The organism is Sphingobacterium sp. UBA2610 (assembly GCF_002339225.1).
Taxonomy (GTDB): Bacteria; Bacteroidota; Bacteroidia; order Sphingobacteriales; family Sphingobacteriaceae; genus Sphingobacterium; species Sphingobacterium multivorum.
In genome coordinates this window covers 69,007-89,973 of the sequence record NZ_DDKA01000005.1, presented here as the reverse complement: position 1 = coordinate 89,973, position 20,967 = coordinate 69,007, and the positions used below count along the sequence as shown (strand labels likewise).

Below are 20,967 nucleotides of genomic sequence, written 5' to 3'. Positions count from 1 at the left end.
TATTATCTTTATTTTTTAATTAATATCCAATGTTGTCCTGAATTCTAATGAAAAAATACATTTTTATTTCCAATTGGCATTTCATATTGCCGCTATTATTTATCATGGCAGGAAATTGCCTGTTCGCTTTTGAGAAATCGAAACAAGCGTATTTTCAATTGAAAGTATATCATTATGAGAACGATGAGCAGGAGAAAGTCATTGATCAGTATCTTGAATCGGCGTATTTGCCGGCATTGCATAAATTGGGATTTAAAGAGGTCGGGGTATTTAAGCCCTTAGAAAATGCTGCTGGTCAAGATAGATTGGTTTATGTGTTCATCAGTGCTGCAGACTTCAGTTTGCTGGTTAATTTGGATCAGCGGCTTGCCAAAGATCAAAAATACCTGGAGGCTGGAAAGGCTTATATTGAGGCAGGTTATAGTAATCCTCCTTTCAAAAGGTTGGAGACAATATGGATGAAAGCATTTGAAGGAATGCCCAAATCGGCGCTTCCTAAATTATCTGCTGAAAAAAATAAACGCATTTATGAACTACGCAGTTATGAAGCCGCAACCGAGCAGCTTTCTGCAAATAAGATAGCGATGTTTAACAATGGAGAGATCGATATTTTCAAAAAACTGAATTTTAATGCTGTTTTTTATGGACAGGTGATTGCTGGTAGCACAATGCCCAACCTGATGTATCTGACGGCATTTGAGAACATGGAAGATCGGAATATACATTGGAAAGATTTTGGACCTTTATACAAACCAATGCAGGATTTACCGCAATATCAGAATAACGTTTCCAAAAGTATAAAAGTACTGTTATATCCCACTGCATATTCTGATATTTAGTGGTTGAACTTGTTTATCTTCTCCTAACAAACAAATTGAATTTTTTGCACCAGTCAAAAAAGCTGGCTAACGCCTGTTTGTCCAATTTTTCAAAACTGTAAATCTTATGGGGATAGGGAAGGGCATTCGTATAAATGCCGGTATTTGCTAATATTAGCATCGGATTGCTGTTATTAATTTTGTCAAAATATTTGCCTAGGATGGTGTAGTGTGTTTTAAATAAGGATTCAACAGTTTCGTTATTAGGGACTAATGAAATGGTGTAATCGTAGTCATCATGTTGCATTTTTTCACAGTCGCATATCCTGTTTTTTCCTAAAGCAACTTCATTTCCACTGTCCCAAAAAAAATTTGCGACTTCAAAAAATAAATCTTTTTTGATATGCCCGACGGGCTCAGCGATAAAATATCTCATTCCTTTTCTCTTTTATTTGTGGTGTTCTTCTTGATATTTAATGGACTACAATCTCCTTTCTGTCGGATTTAGATAATCATTAAAGACGCTGTTCGAGTTGTCGCTAACGACGGGCTGAACCAAGCTTTCTAACACAAAGAAATACCAATTCGCTCTAGTTTAAAAGAGATAAAAAGTGGTAAATATTGGACTATTCAAGGTTCCTATTTCGAAAGGTAAGAGCTGTCATACCGGTTACTTTTGAAAATAGACGTGAAAAATATGGATAGTCGTCATAACCTAGCTCTACTGCAATTTCTTTTACAGATTTATTTGAATGGTAGAGCAAACGTTTTGCTTCTAATACAACGCGTTGCTGAATATGATAAGTAACGGGTTTTCCGGTTGTTTTTTTGAGACATTCATTGAGATAGGCCGTTGATATTTTCATTTTCTCTGCATATGCTCTAGGCTGTTTAATGTCAATAAAATCTTTATCTAACAGTGAACTGAACTGTTTGCTGATCAGTTCGAATCTAGACTGTGCATCACTTTTAGTTGATTGGATTAAATACTGCGAGATAATAAGTGCCGCGATGGTATTGCAGCTATCTTTCATTAGTGCAGTATATAGTTTTTCATGTCTTCTTTCGTTGATTTTTAAACAGGTGTCTACAGTCTGGGATAAGACCGCCATTGTATCCTGATCGATTTCGATGGGAGCAATCGTCGTAATATCCTTTAGCGCGTTTACGTAGTCTGAGTTTAGGTTTTCTACACTGATCATTAAGACACTAAAAGCGCTGTAATCCATAGCTAAACCCCGATGTACTTGGTAAGGCTGGATGATCATTACGGCGGAGGAGCCTAATTGATAGCGCTGAAAATCTACTTCAAATATTCCATTTCCCTCTTCAAGAATAAAAAACAAGTAGAAATCATCACGATGTGCCTGACTTATCTTATCTAACTCTAAATTTCTGACAGCATTCCTTTTTATAGCCATTCCCGAATTAAACTCATTAGGAAATGAATTTAATGGGATGGTATTATTTTTTTTTGAGGCTGACGGATTCACGCTCAAATTTAAACATTTGTCAAGATACTAATGATGTTTTTTCTATATCCGGGGTCTTTTTCTCGAAGTTCGAGAATATTGTGTTTTAAATCGATGTTGACATACCATTCCGCGTAATGATGTTTTTCATTTCCGTCGTCAAAGAAAACTTTAGCTTTAATATATTCTTCATCAAAATATTCCGGGTGCCCACTGACGATAAAGGCGGTCGATCCAATATTATCGTGCATTTTAAAGGATGTACCATCAATTTTAAAGAGGCTATTTAAGGCTTTGGTAAAATTGTCACTTAATTTGCCAATCGAATAGAAATTGATCCCTTCGCGATAAAACCTTTGTTTATCGACTTCGGTATCGACAATGCCCAATTTCATGTCGGGACGAAAGGCGATTGCCAAACCAACTATCTCTCTACCCCAAAGCCCCTTAGCTTGGACAATATGATGTTCGTCGTCATCTTTCCAGTATTTTGTGACGGTCAGCTGTAAATCTACAAAATCATCGTCTTCACTAACGTCAATCTGTCTCAAATTACTTTGTCCTTTCAAGAAATTCAAAAAGCGCATAATTATCCTGTTAATTTGGTGTTAAGCTCCATGGCGTAGTTATGATACCAGAAGATATACGATAAGTATCATTTGCGCTGGAAGCCTTTGGCTATTGAATTAAATATACTATTTTTTTTAATAAAAAAATAGACTGGAATTAGCTTAATCGCTTAAAAAATGATTTATTTACAAAGGAAGTTTCTTCGCTGTTTTTTCTGATGCGATCTCTTTGGAGATACGTTCATTGATATTGATTTTTGCATGAATAAAAGTGAAGATTACTGTGCCATATTCCCTGGCGTAGCTATTTGTAATGGAGTCGGCCAATATTGATTTGCCGAAGAAAGGACTTGTTATTGCTAGTTCTCTTTCTCGTTCCCAGCGATCTTTAATTCGAATAACATTGCGGTATGGTTTATTCAAATCAAACCAATTGATGTAGTCAGCATTGAATGAAACAGCCTTAATTCCGCGTTTGGAATAGTAGTTTATGGCGCCGGCCTGCCCATAATTGTCGCAAAGTACCAGCGTATTTTCCGATCTAGGTATTTGGTCATAGAGACTATCGACTTTGCGTGCAAGTTCTTGCCATCCCAACATATCCGCAAAATCTTGCGGGAGCGGATGCTCTTTACCGTCCTCCCAGGTCAACATACCATACTTTCTGTATTTATCGGGATGGTTCACAAAATATGCCGGATTTCTATTGGGAAATGCAATATTATAGACCGGAAGAAATAGGATCGCAGTTAAAGCGATCAAAATAGGTTTTAAAATCTGACCAGTTTTATTTTCCAAAAGTGATGAAATATAAACTGCGCCAAAAGCAAAATATATAGGGTAAAGACCTATTGCATAATAATCTTTAGCTCTTAGAAATAAGAAGATTCCAAGGGTGATAAAGAATGAGTAGAAGAACAGACGATATGTTTTAAATGCAGGATGTTTCAGCAGTGCATATAATCCAAAAATGAGGACGGGAAAGGTCCCGAAAAAAAACAAAAATTGAGAACGTATGAAGCTCCATTGGTTAACATGGACAAGTTGCGTATCTTGAAGTTCTTTGAAATGAACAAATACAGGAAAGTTATTTTTGTATTGCCATATTATATTGGGAAGGATAATTAGTATGGCGATGAGTATTCCGTAATATAGCTTTTTTTCTGTAAATATTTTTCGCTCCGGAACCAATGCGACTGCGGGGATCAAACCCAAGATCAGAAATACGATGTTATATTTATTTAGAAATCCAAGCGCAAAAACAATAGCCATATAAAATAACCACTTGGATTGTCTGTTGTTTAAATATTTTATTATACAGTAATATATGGAGGTCCAACATAAGACATCAAATGAATTAGGTTGATATAAACCATTCAAACGGAATAGTACAGAAAACATAATACAACAGCTTCCAAAGAACTGTGCAAATAGATTTCCTTTCAGCGATTCTATTGTTTTCCAAACGATAAGAATCGTTAAGGCTCCGAAAAGTGCCGGGAAAAACTTGATCCAAAAGACAGAATTGCCAAGTATTTTGATGAGATAGGAAATCCACGATGTTAATGGTGGTACGGAAAGGTAGCCCCAAGCTAAATGGTTTGCTTGATCTATATGTAAGAATTCATCGCGCTGCAATTCGTAGGTTGGGCTAATCAACTGGTATTGCATAATGAATTTAAAAATGATTAGGCTTATTAGGATAATTCGGTTTTTGAGTGCCATCTGAATCTATGTTTATGGATGTCCTCCACCAATTTACGATTAAAATAGATTCTAAACTTTGTTTTTTAATAGAATCGATTGTTTCAGCTAATTTGGGCAGACAGCTAGCCCACTGTTTTGTCTAAATAAAGGAAATCATCACAAAATTTTTTGAAAACGTAAGACTAAGAATCCCCAAGAAAGCAAACGATAGATCGGCATAAAATGTTATTTTCGTGTAAACCAACAAAACATGAGTATAGCATTAATACTGAATAGGGCCAGGGCCGAGGAGTGGAAGGTAGAAATCAATAAATATTTACCTGAAATAAAGGTGGAGATCTTCCCTGAGATTGAAAATTATGATGCGGTCGAATTTGCGCTTTGTTGGAAACCTGAAGCAGATTATTACACTCATTTTCCAAACTTAAAAGTTATCCAGTCTGGGGGCGCCGGAATAGATCACCTTTTTCCCAAAAGTGTTTCATCCCATCTCCGCATTTGTAGGATTATCGATCCCATGTTGAAAAGCGATATGTTTGAACATGTTTTGACTTGCTTGATGCATTCGATGAAGAAGTTTTCGGCTTATATAAACGAAAAAGAAAAGAAACATTGGCAGCCCTTGCTATACAAATCAATTGGTGAAACCAGGGTTACTATCTTAGGATTAGGCGAAATTGGTGGTTATGTGGCTGAAAGGTTGGTCCAATTGGGATTCAACGTAAATGGGTGGGCTAATTCACCTAAAAATCTTAAGGGAGTGAATTCGTTTACTGGAATGAAAAGACTTCGTTCTGCCCTTGAAGACACGGATTTTATGGTTAATATCCTACCATTGACCGATGCAACAAAGGGAATTCTAAGTTGTGATTTGTTCAATTTGTGCCCAAAAGAAACTGTACTCGTGAACGTTGGTCGAGGGGAACATCTCGTGGAAAGTGATTTGTTGGATGCAATTGATGGAAAGAAAATTGCCGAAGCATATCTGGATGTATTTCATCAAGAACCATTACCGCAAGATCATCCCTTTTGGGATTGCCCATCCATTGTGATAACCCCGCATGTTGCGGGTAGGACAAATATTGGCTCTTCCGTCTTACAAGTGGTGGATAACTATCGAAGAATGGTTGACGGGCGACCTTTGCTCAATGAGGTTTCTTTACAAAAAGGTTATTAGCAATTTAAGATGTACGTGGGTTTGCGGCATAATGCATTGATTGGTATTTTATCGGATAAGTTTGCAAAGTTGGATGCTGGAAACTTATAGGCAAATGGATTTTATTTTTTAGATTTATATAGTCAATTATCCTTGCTTTATAAACAATTTATGAAGGTACAAGTATCTACAAACTTTAGGAAACACGCGCGTAAAACAATTTTATCTATTGTTGTGTTTGCGATTACTTATGTTATTCTGCTGCTTTTCGCAATAGGTATTACAGTTGGTTTTACCATACTTGGAATAATGATTTTCACCGCCAAGCCCATGTTTTACACTGCAATTTTATGTTTGGGCTTACTCGCTACAGGTCTGACTATACTGTTCTTTTTATTAAAATTTGTTTTTGCGTCAACAAAAGTTGATACGGGACATCTTACGCAGATATATGAGCGCGACGAACCACAGTTATTCGCACTTATTCATGAGGTCGTAAAAGAAGTTGATACCAGCTTTCCAAAGAAAGTTTTTCTATCGCATGAGGTCAATGCATCTGTATTCTATGACTCTAGTTTTTGGAGTATGTTTTTACCCATTAAGAAAAATCTTCAGATTGGTGTGGGGCTGGTGAATGCAGTTACTCAACAGGAATTAAAGGCTATTCTTGCACACGAGTTTGGACACTTCTCACAAAAGAGCATGAAAGTGGGTAGCTATGTTTACCATGTTAATCAGATTATCTACAATATGCTGTATAAGAATGAATCGCTGGATAATATGTTTGATAAATGGAGCAACATCAGTGGATACACTGCGATTTTTATTGGCATATCAGTGTTTATTATCCAACAGATTCAGCATATTTTGAAGCATCTTTACGAATATGTAAATCTCAATTATTTGGCATTATCGAGAGAGATGGAATTTCATGCGGATGAGATTGCGGCACATGTTGCCGGTTCCCAGGCTTTGGCTGATTCGCTGCTGCGCTTGAGTTTTGCAAATCATGCACTAAATAATGTGCTTACCTTCTATGATAGCAAATTTTCTGAAAATATCCGCAGTCGCAATATTTATCCCGAGCATCGCTATGTCATGCTCCTGTTTGCGGAACGCAATAGATATCAAGTGCGAAATGGCTTTCCCCAGATCGAATTAGCGACTTTAAAAAAATATGATAAATCGAAATTAAATCTTGAAGATCAATGGTCATCTCATCCGTCGGATGAAGATCGGGTAAAGGCATTACAGCAGCTTAATATTGTCAAGAAAGAAATCAACAACGCACCTGCTATTGAATTGCTAGCTAATCGTGCTGCGGTAACAAACCAGATTTCGGACAAGTTGTTTGCGCAGGTACAGTATCAACATCCTCCTTCGCTGTTAGAAATAGCATCTTTCAGTGCGGATTTTGAAAATCGGATGAACAAGTATGCTGTTGATCTAAGATTCAATGATTTCTATGACTACAATCATCCTGTGCGAAAAGGTGAAACGCCAATTTTTCAGGAACAGTCAAAGCCGACTTTTGATGAATTATTTGCCGATAGTAGAGTTGACGCATTATATGAACTTAATAGCCTGAAAAATGATAAGTATGTCGTTGAAGCAATCGGCAAAGGCGAATTAAAGTTAAAGTCGTTTGACTACGATGGTATAAAATATCGTGCTGCGGATGCCTTCGAATTACTGGGGAAAATTGAAAACAATATTGTAGCTACGGAGCATAAAATTACCCTCTATAACCAACAGATCCACTCTTATTTTGCACGCTTAGCGGATAACCAGGGGATGTGTGAAGAGTTTGAACGGAGATATTATGATTTTGCTTTTTTCGATAAAAATTATGAAGAGGCAGAAAAACTTTATGCTGACATGACGGAGAACACCCGGTTTATATTTCAGACTTTGCCTTTCGCAGATATTGAGGCTAGGTTGCGAGACGTCAAACCTATGGAAGGGGAGTTAAAAAAGAAACTGGCAACACTTATGGCACTTCCTGGAAGCAAAGACGAATTGGATGATACGTTGCTTACGTCATTGGACACATATATCAATAGGGAATTAATCTATTTTAATGTAGATCGTTATAATGAGGATAATCTTCAAATTCTTTTTAATGCCATCTCGGTCTATAAAAAGTTATTGGATGATCAGCATTTCGCGAAGAAAAAGCACTATTTAGATTTTATGCTTACCCTTGAGGAGGGTAAGGGGCAGAAAAAAGAACTGTCGTAATTGCCCTTCTATATTGACGGTTTGTCCCCGCCGTACGTCGAATGAAATGGTTTAATTTTGAGAGACAGTAACCCAATTTTAAATTGGATTTGTTTTATTAAAAACTAAAGTTTTTGTTATGCGGAAATTAATAATGAAAATGTCTATTTCCATCGATGGATTTGTTGCGGGCATCCACGGTGAACTTGATTGGATGTTTAAAAGTGGCGACGATCATTCTAGCGCATGGGTTTTAAATATTTGTGAATCTGCCGGCATTCATCTAATGGGTCGAAAGACCTTTGAAGTAATGGCTTCCTATTGGCCTGCTTCGACAAATCCTTTTGCGGCAGCAATGAATGAAATCCCTAAAGCTGTCTTTACAAAAGAGGGCTATCATCCCAAAACAAAAGATTTCGCAGACAATACAAAGCTTCCTGCGAATTCCTCTTGGATGAATGCCCGGGTTTTTGATGCAGGTCTCATTGAAGGAATTAAAGCACTAAAAGCAGAATCTGGGAAGCCAATATTGGCGCATGGCGGAGCTGAATTTATGCGAAGTTTAATTGAAACCGGATTAATTGACGAGTATCATTTGATCACACATCCAATTGCATTGGGTACTGGGCTGCCCATCTTTGACGGTCTTTCCAAACCCTGTGAACTAAAGCTTATGCACGCGCAGGTTTTTCCAGGTGGTGTTGTCGCACATACCTATTGTCCGGCGTAGAATGAACATAATACATCTAGATGTCGTATGTTCATTCCAGCAGCTAGCTTTTTAGAAATTCAGTGAATCGGCAGAGGGGCCATAACTTGCCGGAAGGGGAATATCATTGAGTCTATAGTAAACACCTAATTGTGCCCTGTGATGTGTAATCTGGTTTAATGAGTGACGAATAGCACCGTATTTGCTCCAGCTTGCCAGTTCATGGCCGTCATTTTTAATGGTCCAGCTCGGAATCAAGTCTTCTTCCTTAGCTGTTTCTAAAGCATTTTTTCCGGCTTCGTAATCTTCGTCCAATTTTTTTAAGAGATCATCCCGGGTCAATAGACTTGTGGGCACATAAGCACTTTTGGCAAAGTCAAGTTCTGAAGTCTTTAAAATGGTACTTGGCCATTCGAAAACTTCGACTAAGTGGGTTGCCAGACGCATCATTTTCATGCTTTTTTCATGTGGGGCATATTCATTCTTGCCTTCAGGGAAAAGTGCAATAAAGTTTTTTGTAATTTGATATTCATTCGCTAATTCTTCTTTTAATTGTGGTAATGTTTCCATGTTTTTTACTGTAATAATTTAAAATTCGATTAGTTATCCTACTAATAGCCTTCGCACTGGAATTGTTTTTTCGTTTAATATTTTTCTTTTCCTACTAAGGTTAAACAAAGATATAATCACAGGGTGACAGCTATGTGTCAGTATGAATTATCGATTTATGATAAAAATAAAATAGTGACAGTTCTTATTATCTCATGTTGTTGAAAACTTGGACTGCAAAGTTTCGAGTATTTGTTTTTTTTATAACGTTTATTTACGCAAGCGCAGCAAATAATAAGGCAGGTCAAGCGAATTGTAAAAAGGGTGAAAATGAGCATATAGACTAAGTATATTTGATTGGTAATTAATTAAATAAAATAGAACTATGGGAAATAAGAAAGCAATATTCACTTTTGTAGGCCTGGTATTGGTTGCAGCAATTGGTATCGGTATATGGGCTTACCGTCTTTTGGGAAATATGGAGGCGGATCAGGAAAAAACAGAACAATTATCTTCCCGAATTTTAGCAGGTTTTGGCGATCATACCGCTATTTATAAATATCCAGTACAATTGTCCACAGTAGACTGGGGGAAGAGCTGTCTAATTCTTGAAAATGGCGGTGCCGGTGATTTGGGAATAACTTATAAGGAAAAATGGAACGAGGCATTGGGAACAGTAGATAATTATCCCGGTGATGCTGTCAAAGGCATTGTTATGATAGCGATGGACATGCAGGAAAAAGGTGAGTATGTTAATAAAATCGGCCAAAGGGATAAAGCTTATCAGCGCAATTATATCATTAGCTATGTAGATCTCGACAAGAAGGTAGTCATTGCCCGCGATACTCTATATGGTGAGGAGCCGCCTTTGGTGAATCGTTCCTCCGGTTCGGGAGCTGGTGACTTCCCCTCGGAAACAGCAGTTGTAAATTCGGTCAAAAGTAGGTTGAAGTTATAATTTTTTTTTCTTCGTTTATGGAATTTTGATATTCTTCGCATCCCTGCACGAAAGTTGAAGTGCCGGATGAAAGAATCTAGTACTTGGCTTTAGGTAAATTTATCTATTTTAAAAGAATTTAGCCAGTATCTTAAACATGAAATGGAAATCAATTGTTGTATGCTTTTTAGCTGTTCTGTATTCCGTGGTCCTTTGTGGGCAATCGACCTTATTCAATAGTCCGCGTGGATCTTCTGACTATTATATTTATAAACTGAGCCCAGAAGTTTTAAGAAAAATTCACTTGGGAGAGAAGAAATTCGATGAAACTATGCTCAGCGATTTTTTTCTTAAGTATAAGGCCGGAAGTCCACAGCCGACTTTACCTCCTGGTAATTATGTCCAGGTCCGCGCCAGTGGAGCTGATCTCATCTATCAGGAATTGATTAGTGATAACCTATATGTCAAGATTATCCCAGCAGAAACTTTTGCGATTTGTCTATACGATTCGCTGGGAACGATTATAAAAGATGCACAAGTAAAAGTGAAGGGACGTCGCATGTCATTTGATAAGAAGTTTCATTACTATAAAGTTGCCAATGCAAATAATGACGATATTGTCAGTATTGAACATAAGGGTGTCTATCATTACCTGAGTGTAGAGCGGAGTTGGCCTTACAAAGACAGGGTTCCATTATGGAAAGGGATCAAAAATAGCTTGCTTAGAACAAAGTTTAAGATTAAGAGGTTCTTTCATAAACAGGAAACTGAACAGACAGAAAGCTTTATGGTTTTTAACAAGCCAATGTATAAGCCAAATGAGCAGGTTAAATTTAAAGCTTATCTTGAGGAAGAAAAATGGAAACCTTACCGTGATTCTATTGCCGTACGTCTGACAGGTGGATATGGGTATGCCAAAGATACCGTTTTGACCCGACTTGCTCCCTATCGTCCGGGAATGTACACCTTTGAATTTAATTTGAAGGGGCTTGGCCTTATCCTTGATAAAGATTATGGGATCTCTTTGGAATCTACAAAAACCAAAGTCGTCTTGCATCAACAGTCTTTCCGATATGAAGATTATGAGTTAAAAAGCCTAAGTTTTAATATGACGTCCGAAAAGACGAAATATGCTAAAGGAGACAGTGTGCGACTGAAACTAAAAGCTTTAAATGAAAATGAAATGCCCATATATGATGGGAAAGTAGATTTGCGTGTTGTGACAAGTCCACTTTATACGCTTGATGTAAAAGCCAATAAGGTTAATTTTATTCCAGATACTTTATGGCAAACGAGCGTTTCGCTCGCAGATGTGGCGGAAAAGGAAATTGTATTACCCGATTCAATTTTTCCGGCTGACATTGGTCTTACATTTCGGGCTATTGGCACTTATCTAAGTTCAGATAATGAAAGAATTGAACGAAGTCTCGACCTCAATATACTCAACAGCGAAAAAGAAATTCGTATTGCTGTAAAAGACGGGCATGCAGAGCTGAAATATTTCGAAAAAGGTGTTGCGATGCCAACAACTGCTCAGCTAATGATATTAGGTGAACATCGCGAAATGCTGAAGACTGAAAATTTGAGTTTACCTAATTTGGTTTCTATACCCTGGCAGGCTGAAGAAATTGTTGTCAAGTCGAATGGATTGAGTAAAAGTGTATATTTAGAGGATCAAGAACAGGCACAACTGAATTATCGGTTTTATCGAACTGCGGATTCGGTGATATTGCATGTCAATAATCCCGCTATGATTCCATTTTGGTATCGTGTCCATCGTGCTGGTCGTACGATTGCTTCGGGTTATCATACCACGTTAAATAGTAAATTTTTAGCCCGTGGAAAAGACGGGTATAGCATGGAGATCACCTATCTTTTTGGAGGAAAATCAAAAGTTATCCAGGAAGAATTACCCTATGTGGAGAAGAATTTAAATTTGGCAGTCAACACGGCGACGACAGTTTATCCGGGGCAGAAGGCTGACGTGGAACTTTCGGTTACGGATAAGAATGGTAAACCTTTGAAGGATGTTGATATTATGGCCTATGGTTTTACCTCAAAATTTAGGTCAGCAACCGCTCCAAATATTACTATGGGTGGTCTGATGCGAAGGGCAAGAGTCTCACAAAATCTTAATTTTAGTTTGGATGATGATGAGAAGGCACATCAGGGAGCTCTTCAAAATTGGGTAAAATGGTCTAGAGACATGCAGTTGGATACGATGGCTTTTTATCGGTTTTTATATCCCAAAGATTATTATCAGGAGTCTCTTCCTTTAGATGCTGTCAAGAGCCAGATTTCCCCTTATGTCGTTGTAAATGGTGTAGTGCAGGGGATACATTTAGTCTGGATAGACGGTGTACTGACTTATGCTAAACAAGACCAACAAAATAACAATACTATTTTTGAAGTTTCTGCGGGGCAGCATGATTTTAGATTTAGGACCAAGGATCGCGACATTCGTGTAAGTGGCTTTTATCTTGAAAAGGGGAAAAAGGTCATTGTTTCCTTTAATGCCTCACAGGATACGATTGGTTTTACCTACCCCGAAAAAGCATTCAGCAAAGGCCAGATTTTGGTTTACCGATTACCTAAAGAAGAACGTGGTAAGCTCTACACTAATGAATTGACTGAATTGAAGCGCCAGTTGATTACAGTAACCAACAATTTTGGAGCCTGGCAATTACCCAATAATCATGTGTTGATTGAGAGACCAGCATATATCCAGACAGCTGGAGATCTCTATTACCTCAATCCCCTTAGAAAAACCGTTTACGATAGTCGTTTGCGTACACAGGTTCCTGTGCCACTGATGGTAGGACCATTTCCAAGGACAGAAATTTATAATGGTGTGTCCAAAATAGGTACGCTCATGGTTGACACAGCGAAAATTGGACGTTTTGAAATTGAGGGGGGCTATCAATATAGCATCTATAAAAATTATCAAAAGCAAAAAAGCTGGGATGGCAATCCTATGCGGATTGATCTGTATGATTTCAAGCCAAATTTAGATTTTCAGGAGAAGATATGGTCATTGGAGGATATCAAGTCAAACGTAGAACGTACTTTCAAAGAGATCATGCAAAATAGCACGGGACTAGCACAATTTGCTACGGTGAAGAAAGGAAAAAATGAGGCTATTTTTAAATTGAATTTAACTTTGGGCAATGATGTTGAACAGAAAGGCATTCGGCCTACATTGATCTTTATTGAACCGACGAATGTCGAAGAGAGAATGTATTTTCGACTATTTTACGGTGGACATCGAACTTTTGGAGATCTTCCAGTCGGCGATGTTACATTGCATATTGTAAAGGATGATTCAACTTCTTTTAGTTTGCCAATCAAACTCAAAGCCAATGGGATGAATTATCTCCGGCTGGATTCTATTCAATGGAGCAATGCATCCCAAGCGGCAAGATTGGCTTACAAACTTGTACGTGATGAAATTATTGTGCGTACCTTAGAAAACCCATTGCGGGATTCTATAAGCCATGGGCAAGAGATTGTTCCGCAGCTCTTAAAAATAGACCGGGAAGATTTTAGAACGAAGAGAAAGAATAATAAGGTCGCCAGGGTCTTAGTTTATGATGGGGATACGCCATTAATTGGGGCTAAGGTGAGTGTTCCGGATACCAAAAAACGATATTTCACAAGCTTTGATGGTAGTGTGGAACTTGAGCTCTCCGATGACAAAAATACGGTACTTGAGATTGCTGCTTTAGGGTACAATACCGCTACGGTCAAAGTCTCCAGTGGCAAAGATTATTTCGTGGAATTAAAGCCAAGCGAAAATCAATTGGATGAAGTGGTTGTTGTGGGGTATGGCGTCCAAAAAAGGCAATCATTGAATGCGGCAGTGAAATCGATCAATGCTAGGATGGATGGGGTGACTACAGCTATGCTGCAGGGGGCTGTAGCAGGGATTCGTATTCGTGGCGCTGCTAGTCCGGCCCCCAATGAAAAACCATTGATTTTAGTGGACGGAGTCCCTTTTGAAGGTGATATTTCAAGTCTTGATCCATCGACTATCGCGTCATTGAATGTGATTAAAGATCAATCTATGCTGGGATTGTACGGTGCGCGGGCCGCCAATGGCGTGGTGATGGTTCAGATGAAAGCTGGAGCATCTGCGACATCGACAGGTGCTGTGGATATGCCCTATTTGGAATCTGGAAATACAATGCGCGTGAACTTTCGCGATGATGCATTCTGGCAGCCAAAGCTAACTACCGATGCTCAGGGAAAAGTTAATTTTGAAGCGACCTATCCGGATGATATTACCAATTGGCGAACATTCTTTATCGCTAAAGGAAGTAAAAATTTCGCCGACATAAAAGAGCTAAATGTCAAATCCTTTAAAGCTGTTTCGGCACATTTGGCGACTCCCCGATTTGCCATCAGAAGTGATCAGTTTACAGCCATGGGAAGGGTTGTTAATTATCTTAGCGACAGCTTGCAGCTCTTGCGTACCATCAACAATGGGCTGACAACGCAGGAGGCAACGTTGAAAATTGCGAAGTCCTATCGGGATCCTATATCAGTTATTGCCGCTCAGGGGGACAGCGTCCAACTTGCTTATTCGATCGAATTGTCAAATGGATATTTTGATGGTGAAAAACGTAGCATTCCGATTTTTGAAAAGGGGCTTGAACAACATGAAGGAGATTTTAAAGTACTCAACAGTACCGCAGAATATTTACTAAAAACTTCTCCAGCACTAGGCGAAATCACCTTGCATGCCGAAGCAAATTCGCTGGAATTTTTACAACGGGAAATTGAATCGATCGATCGTTATAAATTTCTATGCAATGAACAGATGGCTTCCAAATTGAGCGCATTACTTTCCAAAAAAGAGCTGACAAAATTGATCGGAAAGCCCTTTACAGAGGATAAGAAAATAAAGGATCTTTTGAAGGAGTTACAGAAAAACAAAAATTCCAATCAGGGCTGGGGTTGGTGGAACAAAAGTGAAACTGTGACCTGGATCAGCAACTATGTGATCGGGGTACTGTTGGATGCCCGAGAAGCCGGCTACCAGGTTGAGATCGATACGGAGATTTATGCAGAACGTGAAAAGACCATGTTGAAAAGCAGCTTGGCTTCGCTGGATGTTCTATTGGATAAAGATAAGCTTCACGGGGCCAAGGAGAATTTGTTTAGCTCCTTGATATATCTACTCCGGTTGGATACTAAAGCTGATTACAAAGATTATTTCTTCGAAATCGACACAAAACTGAAAAGTAAAACCATTAAGGATAAACTGTTGAAATATCTATTGATTTCAAAACTGGGTCTTAAGGATTTACATGCTGCAGATACCGTTCTTAAATACGCGTCAAAGGCTGTCTTAGGTGGGCTCTATTGGACTTCTGGAACTACAACAGATCAGAAAGGCGGATTTTTTATGCGCCCAACGGAAACCAATACCGTGAATACATTGTTGGCTTATGGTGTCTTAAAATCAATCGGTGGTCATGATTCAGATTTAGAAAATATCCGTAATTACTTTTTCGCGCAGCGGCAGCAAAACCAATGGTATAATATCTACGAATCTTCCCGTATCATACGAAGTATTCTTCCTGATGTACTGAAAGAGGGTGAATCTTTCCAGGCACCGGTAATGGTCATCAATGGCAAACGCGTCACTGCATTTCCGTATACGCAAAGCTTTAAGTCGGATGAGCAGATTAAAGTGAGGAAAGAAGGGACGGGGCCGGCTTTTGTGACGGCTTATCAAAATTTTTGGAATCCCAATCCAGCTGTAGAAAAAGAAAAGGGCTTTGCCGTGGCAACGCGATTTAAGGACAATGGTGCTACGGTAGCGGCACTCAAGGAAGGGAAGCCTGTAAAACTTGAAGCAAGCGTAACATTAACTGGTGAAGCTGAGTATGTGCAGATTGAAGTTCCGATACCGGCGGGATGTTCTTATGAAACAAAAACCAATGGATACTATAGAATCGAGGCGCACCGAGAGCATTTCAAAGATCGTGTCGTCATTTTTTGCAACAAACTGGGGAAAGGTACACATACCTTTGAGATCGAACTTTTACCTCGTTATACCGGGACTTATACTGTCAACCCCGCGAAGGCTGAATTAATGTATTTCCCGACATATTATGGAAACGAGAAAATGAAAGAAATCGTGGTGGAGTAAGTGTATTGTTAAAATAAAAAGGGACTTATCACATGATAAGTCCCCAACATATAAAAACTAAAATTAAAAGTGCGCTATTAATGATCCCATCCGCCTCCTAGGGATCTGTATATCGCTACGCTTGCTTTGAGTTGGTTGACCTTCTTCTCAACGAGCTCAAATTTAGATTCCAGGGCATCGCGTTGCGTTAGCAGAACTTCCATATAATCTGCGCGAGCGTATTTAAAGAGGTCGTTGGAAATACCGATAGACTCATTTAATGCATCGACTTCCTTGGTCTTAATTTGTAGGCCATTCTCCAGATTTTTAATTTTGGAGAGTTGGTTTGCAACTTCAATATATGCAGCCAATATGGTCTGTTCATAATGGTAAACAGCCTGAACCTGTCGTGCATTGGCATTATAGTAAGCCGCCTTGATCGCTCGTTTGTTAATCAGGGGCGCAGTAAGTTCTCCAACGAGCGAAGCCAGAAATGATTCCGGCTTAACGAGATAAGTTGGATCAAAGGCCTGAAACCCTACACCAGCAGCAATATCCAAGGATGGGTAAAAGCGGGCTTTAGCCGATTTTATATCCAGTTTGGAAGCTGCAAGTTCATACTCCGCCTGCTTAATATCGGGTCTGTTTTCTAATAGCTCCGAAGGAATACCTGTGTAGACGGTTTGAGGAACAAGCTTGTCAAAAGAGGCTTGGTCTCTTTGAACCGGCTGCGGGAATCTTCCAACAAGGTAGTTTATTCTATTTTCTGTTTCTGTGATCTTCTGCTTGATATCATATTGCATACCTTGGGTTTTCAATATCTGGGCTTCGAATCTTTTGACCGCTAATTTATTGGATCGCGCATTTTTCTTCAGGTCATTCACGACGACAAGGGCGTCGTTTTGAATCTTTACATTCTCATTGATAACCAGGAGTTCGTTGTCCAGCGCCAGGAGTTCATAATAAGAATCTGCAATTTCAGCGATTAGGTGAGTTACCATAAAGTTTTTGCCTTCCACGCTGGCAAAATACCGTTGCAGCTGCGCTTTGGTCGCATTGTGAAGTTTACCCCAGATATCTGTTTCCCATTGTGCCTGTACACCAACTCCAAAATCAAATAGCGGTTCAGGCATTTCACGTCCGGGTTCGATTTCTGTATTCTTTTCCATCGCTCCAATGTTTGTGTAGCGACTTACTTTGTCGACCCCCGCGCCAACTTTTACGCCTACGGAAGGTAGATATTCACCTTTTTTGGCGCTTACCTCATTTTTGGCTATTTCAATTTCCTGAAGCATAATATGTAGCTCCTGGTTGTTTGCTAGTGCCTGACCGATCAGTCCTTGTAAATTGGGATCGCTGAAATAGCTGTTCCATTTTATTTTTCCTGTATTCGCGGTGTCGCTGTCAGCATCGCCATATTTATAAGGAACGGTTCTATTTTCGGCACGTTGTTTTATTTCCAGTGGTTTGCAGGCTGCGAGACTGAGCAAGAAAAGTGCAAAACCTGTATAGTGATATAATCTATTCTTATTCATAATGTATCATGTCTTCGCTTAATGGTGATTCGTCTTCGGCTTGGATCATTTTTCTTCCGTCAGCCAATTTTGCAAAAATGTAGTAAAGTCCGGGAATGACAATAACGCCAAAGATTGTTCCGACAAGCATACCTCCCAGTGCTGAGGCACCTATGGTGTGGTTACCGATAGCTCCCGCGCCGCTGGCAAAGACAAGTGGTACAAGTCCCGCGATAAATGCAAATGAGGTCATGAGAATTGGTCTGAAACGCGCTCTTGAGCCCTCAATAGCTGCTTCCAATATGCTATCGCCAGCTTGGCGCCTTTTCACGGCAAATTCTACGATAAGCACCGCATTTTTACCCAATAAACCAATAATCATGATCAGCCCGACCTGTGCGTAGATGTCATTTTCAAGACCCATTGCCTTTAATAAAAAGAATGATCCAAATACACCCACGGGTAGCGACAACAATACCGCAAACGGAATGATAAAGCTTTCGTACTGCGCAGCAAGTACAAGATATACGAAGACTAAGACGACTAAAAAGACATAAACGGCTTCGTTTCCACGTTGGGCCTCATCATAGGACAAGCCCTCCCAGGCAACTTTATAGCCATGTGGTAATGTTTGAAGTGCAGTTTCGTTGATTGCCTGAATAGCGTCGGCTGTTGTATATCCACTTGCCGGAAGTCCACGGATGGCGGCCGAATTGTACATGTTGTAACGCGTGATTTCGTTTGGTCCCTGTGTTTTTTTTAAGGTCATAAAGGCCGAATAAGGAACCATCTGGTCATGATCATTTTTGACGTAGAGGTTCATGATATCGGAAGGTAGCCTTCTAAATTCTGGTGAAGATTGTACATAGACCTTGAAGAATTGACCGAAACGGATAAAACCCTGCTCGTAGGTACTACCGATAAGGATATTGAGGTTGTCCATGGCTTTACCAATGGAAACGCCTTTTTGCATGGCGGCGTTATTGTCAAATACCAATTCGTATTGTGGGTAATTGGCGGCAAAGAATGTAAAGACTCCGGTGAGTTCCTTACGTTTCTTTAGATTAGCGATAAACGCTTTATTTACTTTATCGAAATCTTGGTAATCGGTGGTTCTATTGAGGTCCAGCAGGCGCATGGAGAAACCTCCTGAAGAACCAAACCCTGGAACAGCGGGAGGTTCGAAGAATTCAACCGTTGCACCAAGATTTTTTGATTTTTCTTCAAGTTCTTCCATGATCTCTTTAACGGAGTGTTCACGTTCACCCCAGGTTTTGAGGTTGATAAGACAGGTTCCGGCATTCGATCCACGGCCTTCGGTCATGATTTCATAACCTGCCAGTGATGAGACAGATTCTACGCCATCTACCCCTTGACAGATCTTTTGGAGCTCTCTGGAAAGCTTATTGGTCTGTTCCAATGTTGATCCCGGAGGAGTCTGAATAATGGCATATATTGTACCTTGGTCCTCACTCGGTATAAAACCTCCTGGAAGCGTTTTGTTAATGACGAAAATGCCGACACAGAATGCTATTAAGATACCCCATGTAATCACTCTTCGGCTGGCAATTTTACGAAGTAAGGAGGCATACTTGCCCGTTATTCTATCAAAAGTACGGTTAAAAAGGTCGAGCGATTTAGTGAATACGTTTGATTTTTTTGGTTTACCATGGTTGTTTTTCAGGAGCATCGCGGCAAGCACAGGAGTAAGGGTTAATGCGACTACTGCAGATATCACGATGGAACTCGCCATGGTAATTGAAAACTGACGGTAAAATGTTCCGACAGGACCTGTCATAAATGAAATGGGGATAAAAACGGCCACCATAACAGCTGTAATAGCGATAATAGCACCTGCGATTTCGCCCATGACTTCTTTTACAGCGCTGTATGGCGATATGGCACTTTCTTCCATTTTGGCATGTACTGCTTCAATGACCACAATGGCATTGTCCACGACAATTCCGATGGCAAGCACCAATGCAAACAAGGTAACTAAGTTGATCGACATACCGAACCATTGGATGACGAAGAATGTACCTATCAGCGAAACGGGCACGGCGATGATCGGAATCAAAGTCGAACGCCAGTCGCCAAGGAAAATAAACACAACAATGGCAACTAAAATAAAAGCATCGCGTAGAGTATGCATCACCTGTTCGATAGAAGCATCCAGGAATTGGGATACGTCATAACTGATTTTATAGTCTATCCCTGGAGGAAAGTTACCTTTCATCTCCGCAAGTTTTGCCTTCACATCTTTAATAACGTCATTGGCATTACTACCATAATTCTGTTTCAACACAATTGAAGCCGAGGGATGCCCGTCTAAATTGGAATAGATGTCAAAGAACTCACTACCCAGTTCGACTTTAGCTACGTCTTTTAACTTGATGTTTTCACCGTCGCCGTTTGCGCGAACGATAATATTGTCGTATTCTTCAGGTGTATTGTATTGCCCTTTATAGGTTAGGACATATTCGAGGGATTGCGCTGCAATACCCGAGCTTTGTCCCAGTCGACCGGGACGGCCGATGATACTTTGTTCTCCTATCGCTTTCATCACTTCATCAACTGACAAGCTATAGGCGCGCATGCGATCGGGATTTAACCAGACGCGCATGGCATATCTACGGCTACCTAAGATTTGTGATTTGGCGATACCATGAATACGATTGATTTCAGGAATGATATTTACAGTTGCATAGTTGTACAAGAATTTTTCATCCATGCTTTTGTTTGTACTGTAAAGATTCACGTACATCAGCATACTGGGCTGAATTGGATTGACGACGACTCCTTCCTTTTGAACAAGTTCAGGCAGTAGTGGCATAACTTGATCCACCCGGGTTTTGACCAGTACGACGGCATCGTTGGGATCTGTTCCTGGATCAAATACGACGTTTACGGTTGCTTCACCGGCACTGGTCGCATCGGTTGCGATATAGCGCATTCCCTGTACACCATTGATTGCATTCTCCAGTGTAATCAGTGAGGATTTTACGAGTACATCGGCACTTGCACCAGGATAGGCAATGGAGACCGCCACTGTAGTCGGTGCGATTTTTGGAAATTGCTCAGTAGGAAGTTGCTTTATGGCCAAACCTCCGATAAATAGGATTACAACCGATATGACAATAGCAAATACCGGTCGATGTATTACTTTTTTAAACATAATGC

13 protein-coding genes are annotated in these 20,967 nt (G+C 39.7%); 6 read left to right on the top strand and 7 right to left on the bottom strand.

The window, feature by feature from the left end:
• The first annotated feature begins 47 nt into the window (after positions 1 to 47).
• Positions 48 to 839, top strand: coding sequence for an NIPSNAP family protein (locus B4Z47_RS03810; protein WP_070566935.1), 792 nt, complete (start codon positions 48 to 50; stop codon positions 837 to 839).
• A 13-nt stretch (positions 840 to 852) separates the two neighbouring features.
• Here B4Z47_RS03810 and B4Z47_RS03805 read toward each other — a convergent pair whose 3' ends face one another.
• The 4 genes from B4Z47_RS03805 to B4Z47_RS03790 all read right to left on the bottom strand — a co-directional run bounded on the left by B4Z47_RS03805 (position 853) and on the right by B4Z47_RS03790 (position 4,584).
• Positions 853 to 1,254, bottom strand: a complete 402-nt coding sequence (locus tag B4Z47_RS03805) for a hypothetical protein (RefSeq protein WP_070566934.1) — start codon at positions 1,252 to 1,254, stop codon at positions 853 to 855.
• Between the two features lie 190 nt (positions 1,255 to 1,444).
• Positions 1,445 to 2,311, bottom strand: a complete 867-nt coding sequence (locus B4Z47_RS03800) for an AraC family transcriptional regulator (protein ID WP_236560262.1) — start codon at positions 2,309 to 2,311, stop codon at positions 1,445 to 1,447.
• An 8-nt stretch (positions 2,312 to 2,319) separates the two neighbouring features.
• The gene (locus B4Z47_RS03795) at positions 2,320 to 2,877 is read right to left on the bottom strand and encodes a hypothetical protein (protein ID WP_046675076.1); all 558 of its coding nucleotides are present in this window, start codon (positions 2,875 to 2,877) and stop codon (positions 2,320 to 2,322) included.
• 168 nt (positions 2,878 to 3,045) lie between these two features.
• Positions 3,046 to 4,584 carry an ArnT family glycosyltransferase gene (locus B4Z47_RS03790; RefSeq protein WP_070566930.1) on the bottom strand — a complete coding sequence of 513 codons (1,539 nt, stop codon included), beginning with the start codon at positions 4,582 to 4,584 and terminating at the stop codon, positions 3,046 to 3,048.
• Positions 4,585 to 4,816: 232 nt separating this feature from the next.
• Between B4Z47_RS03790 and B4Z47_RS03785 the strand changes: the two genes are divergently transcribed.
• The 3 genes from B4Z47_RS03785 to B4Z47_RS03775 all read left to right on the top strand — a co-directional run bounded on the left by B4Z47_RS03785 (position 4,817) and on the right by B4Z47_RS03775 (position 8,672).
• Positions 4,817 to 5,743: a 2-hydroxyacid dehydrogenase gene (locus B4Z47_RS03785; protein ID WP_070566928.1), complete on the top strand. Its 927-nt coding sequence runs from the start codon at positions 4,817 to 4,819 to the stop codon at positions 5,741 to 5,743.
• 150 nt (positions 5,744 to 5,893) lie between these two features.
• Positions 5,894 to 7,963 carry a M48 family metalloprotease gene (locus B4Z47_RS03780; protein ID WP_070566926.1) on the top strand — a complete coding sequence of 690 codons (2,070 nt, stop codon included), beginning with the start codon at positions 5,894 to 5,896 and terminating at the stop codon, positions 7,961 to 7,963.
• Positions 7,964 to 8,081: 118 nt separating this feature from the next.
• Positions 8,082 to 8,672 (top strand): dihydrofolate reductase family protein, encoded by a 591-nt coding sequence (locus tag B4Z47_RS03775; RefSeq protein WP_046675080.1) that lies wholly within the window; start codon positions 8,082 to 8,084, stop codon positions 8,670 to 8,672.
• Between the two features lie 51 nt (positions 8,673 to 8,723).
• Here B4Z47_RS03775 and B4Z47_RS03770 read toward each other — a convergent pair whose 3' ends face one another.
• On the bottom strand, positions 8,724 to 9,221 hold the full coding sequence (locus tag B4Z47_RS03770; RefSeq protein ID WP_070566923.1) for a DinB family protein: 498 nt from the start codon (positions 9,219 to 9,221) through the stop codon (positions 8,724 to 8,726).
• A gap of 364 nt (positions 9,222 to 9,585) precedes the next feature.
• Here B4Z47_RS03770 and B4Z47_RS03765 point away from each other — a divergent pair, with 364 nt between their 5' ends.
• Both B4Z47_RS03765 and B4Z47_RS03760 read left to right on the top strand, forming a co-directional pair.
• The gene (locus B4Z47_RS03765; RefSeq protein WP_070566921.1) at positions 9,586 to 10,158 is read left to right on the top strand and encodes a hypothetical protein; all 573 of its coding nucleotides are present in this window, start codon (positions 9,586 to 9,588) and stop codon (positions 10,156 to 10,158) included.
• 136 nt (positions 10,159 to 10,294) lie between these two features.
• On the top strand, positions 10,295 to 16,294 hold the full coding sequence (locus B4Z47_RS03760) for an alpha-2-macroglobulin family protein (RefSeq protein WP_286726844.1): 6,000 nt from the start codon (positions 10,295 to 10,297) through the stop codon (positions 16,292 to 16,294).
• A 77-nt stretch (positions 16,295 to 16,371) separates the two neighbouring features.
• Here B4Z47_RS03760 and B4Z47_RS03755 read toward each other — a convergent pair whose 3' ends face one another.
• Positions 16,372 to 17,808, bottom strand: a complete 1,437-nt coding sequence (locus B4Z47_RS03755; protein ID WP_070566915.1) for a TolC family protein — start codon at positions 17,806 to 17,808, stop codon at positions 16,372 to 16,374.
• Positions 17,801 to 20,962 carry an efflux RND transporter permease subunit gene (locus tag B4Z47_RS03750; RefSeq protein ID WP_286726841.1) on the bottom strand — a complete coding sequence of 1,054 codons (3,162 nt, stop codon included), beginning with the start codon at positions 20,960 to 20,962 and terminating at the stop codon, positions 17,801 to 17,803. The genes B4Z47_RS03755 and B4Z47_RS03750 overlap by 8 nt, the downstream gene beginning before the upstream one ends.
• Positions 20,963 to 20,967 lie beyond the last annotated feature (5 nt).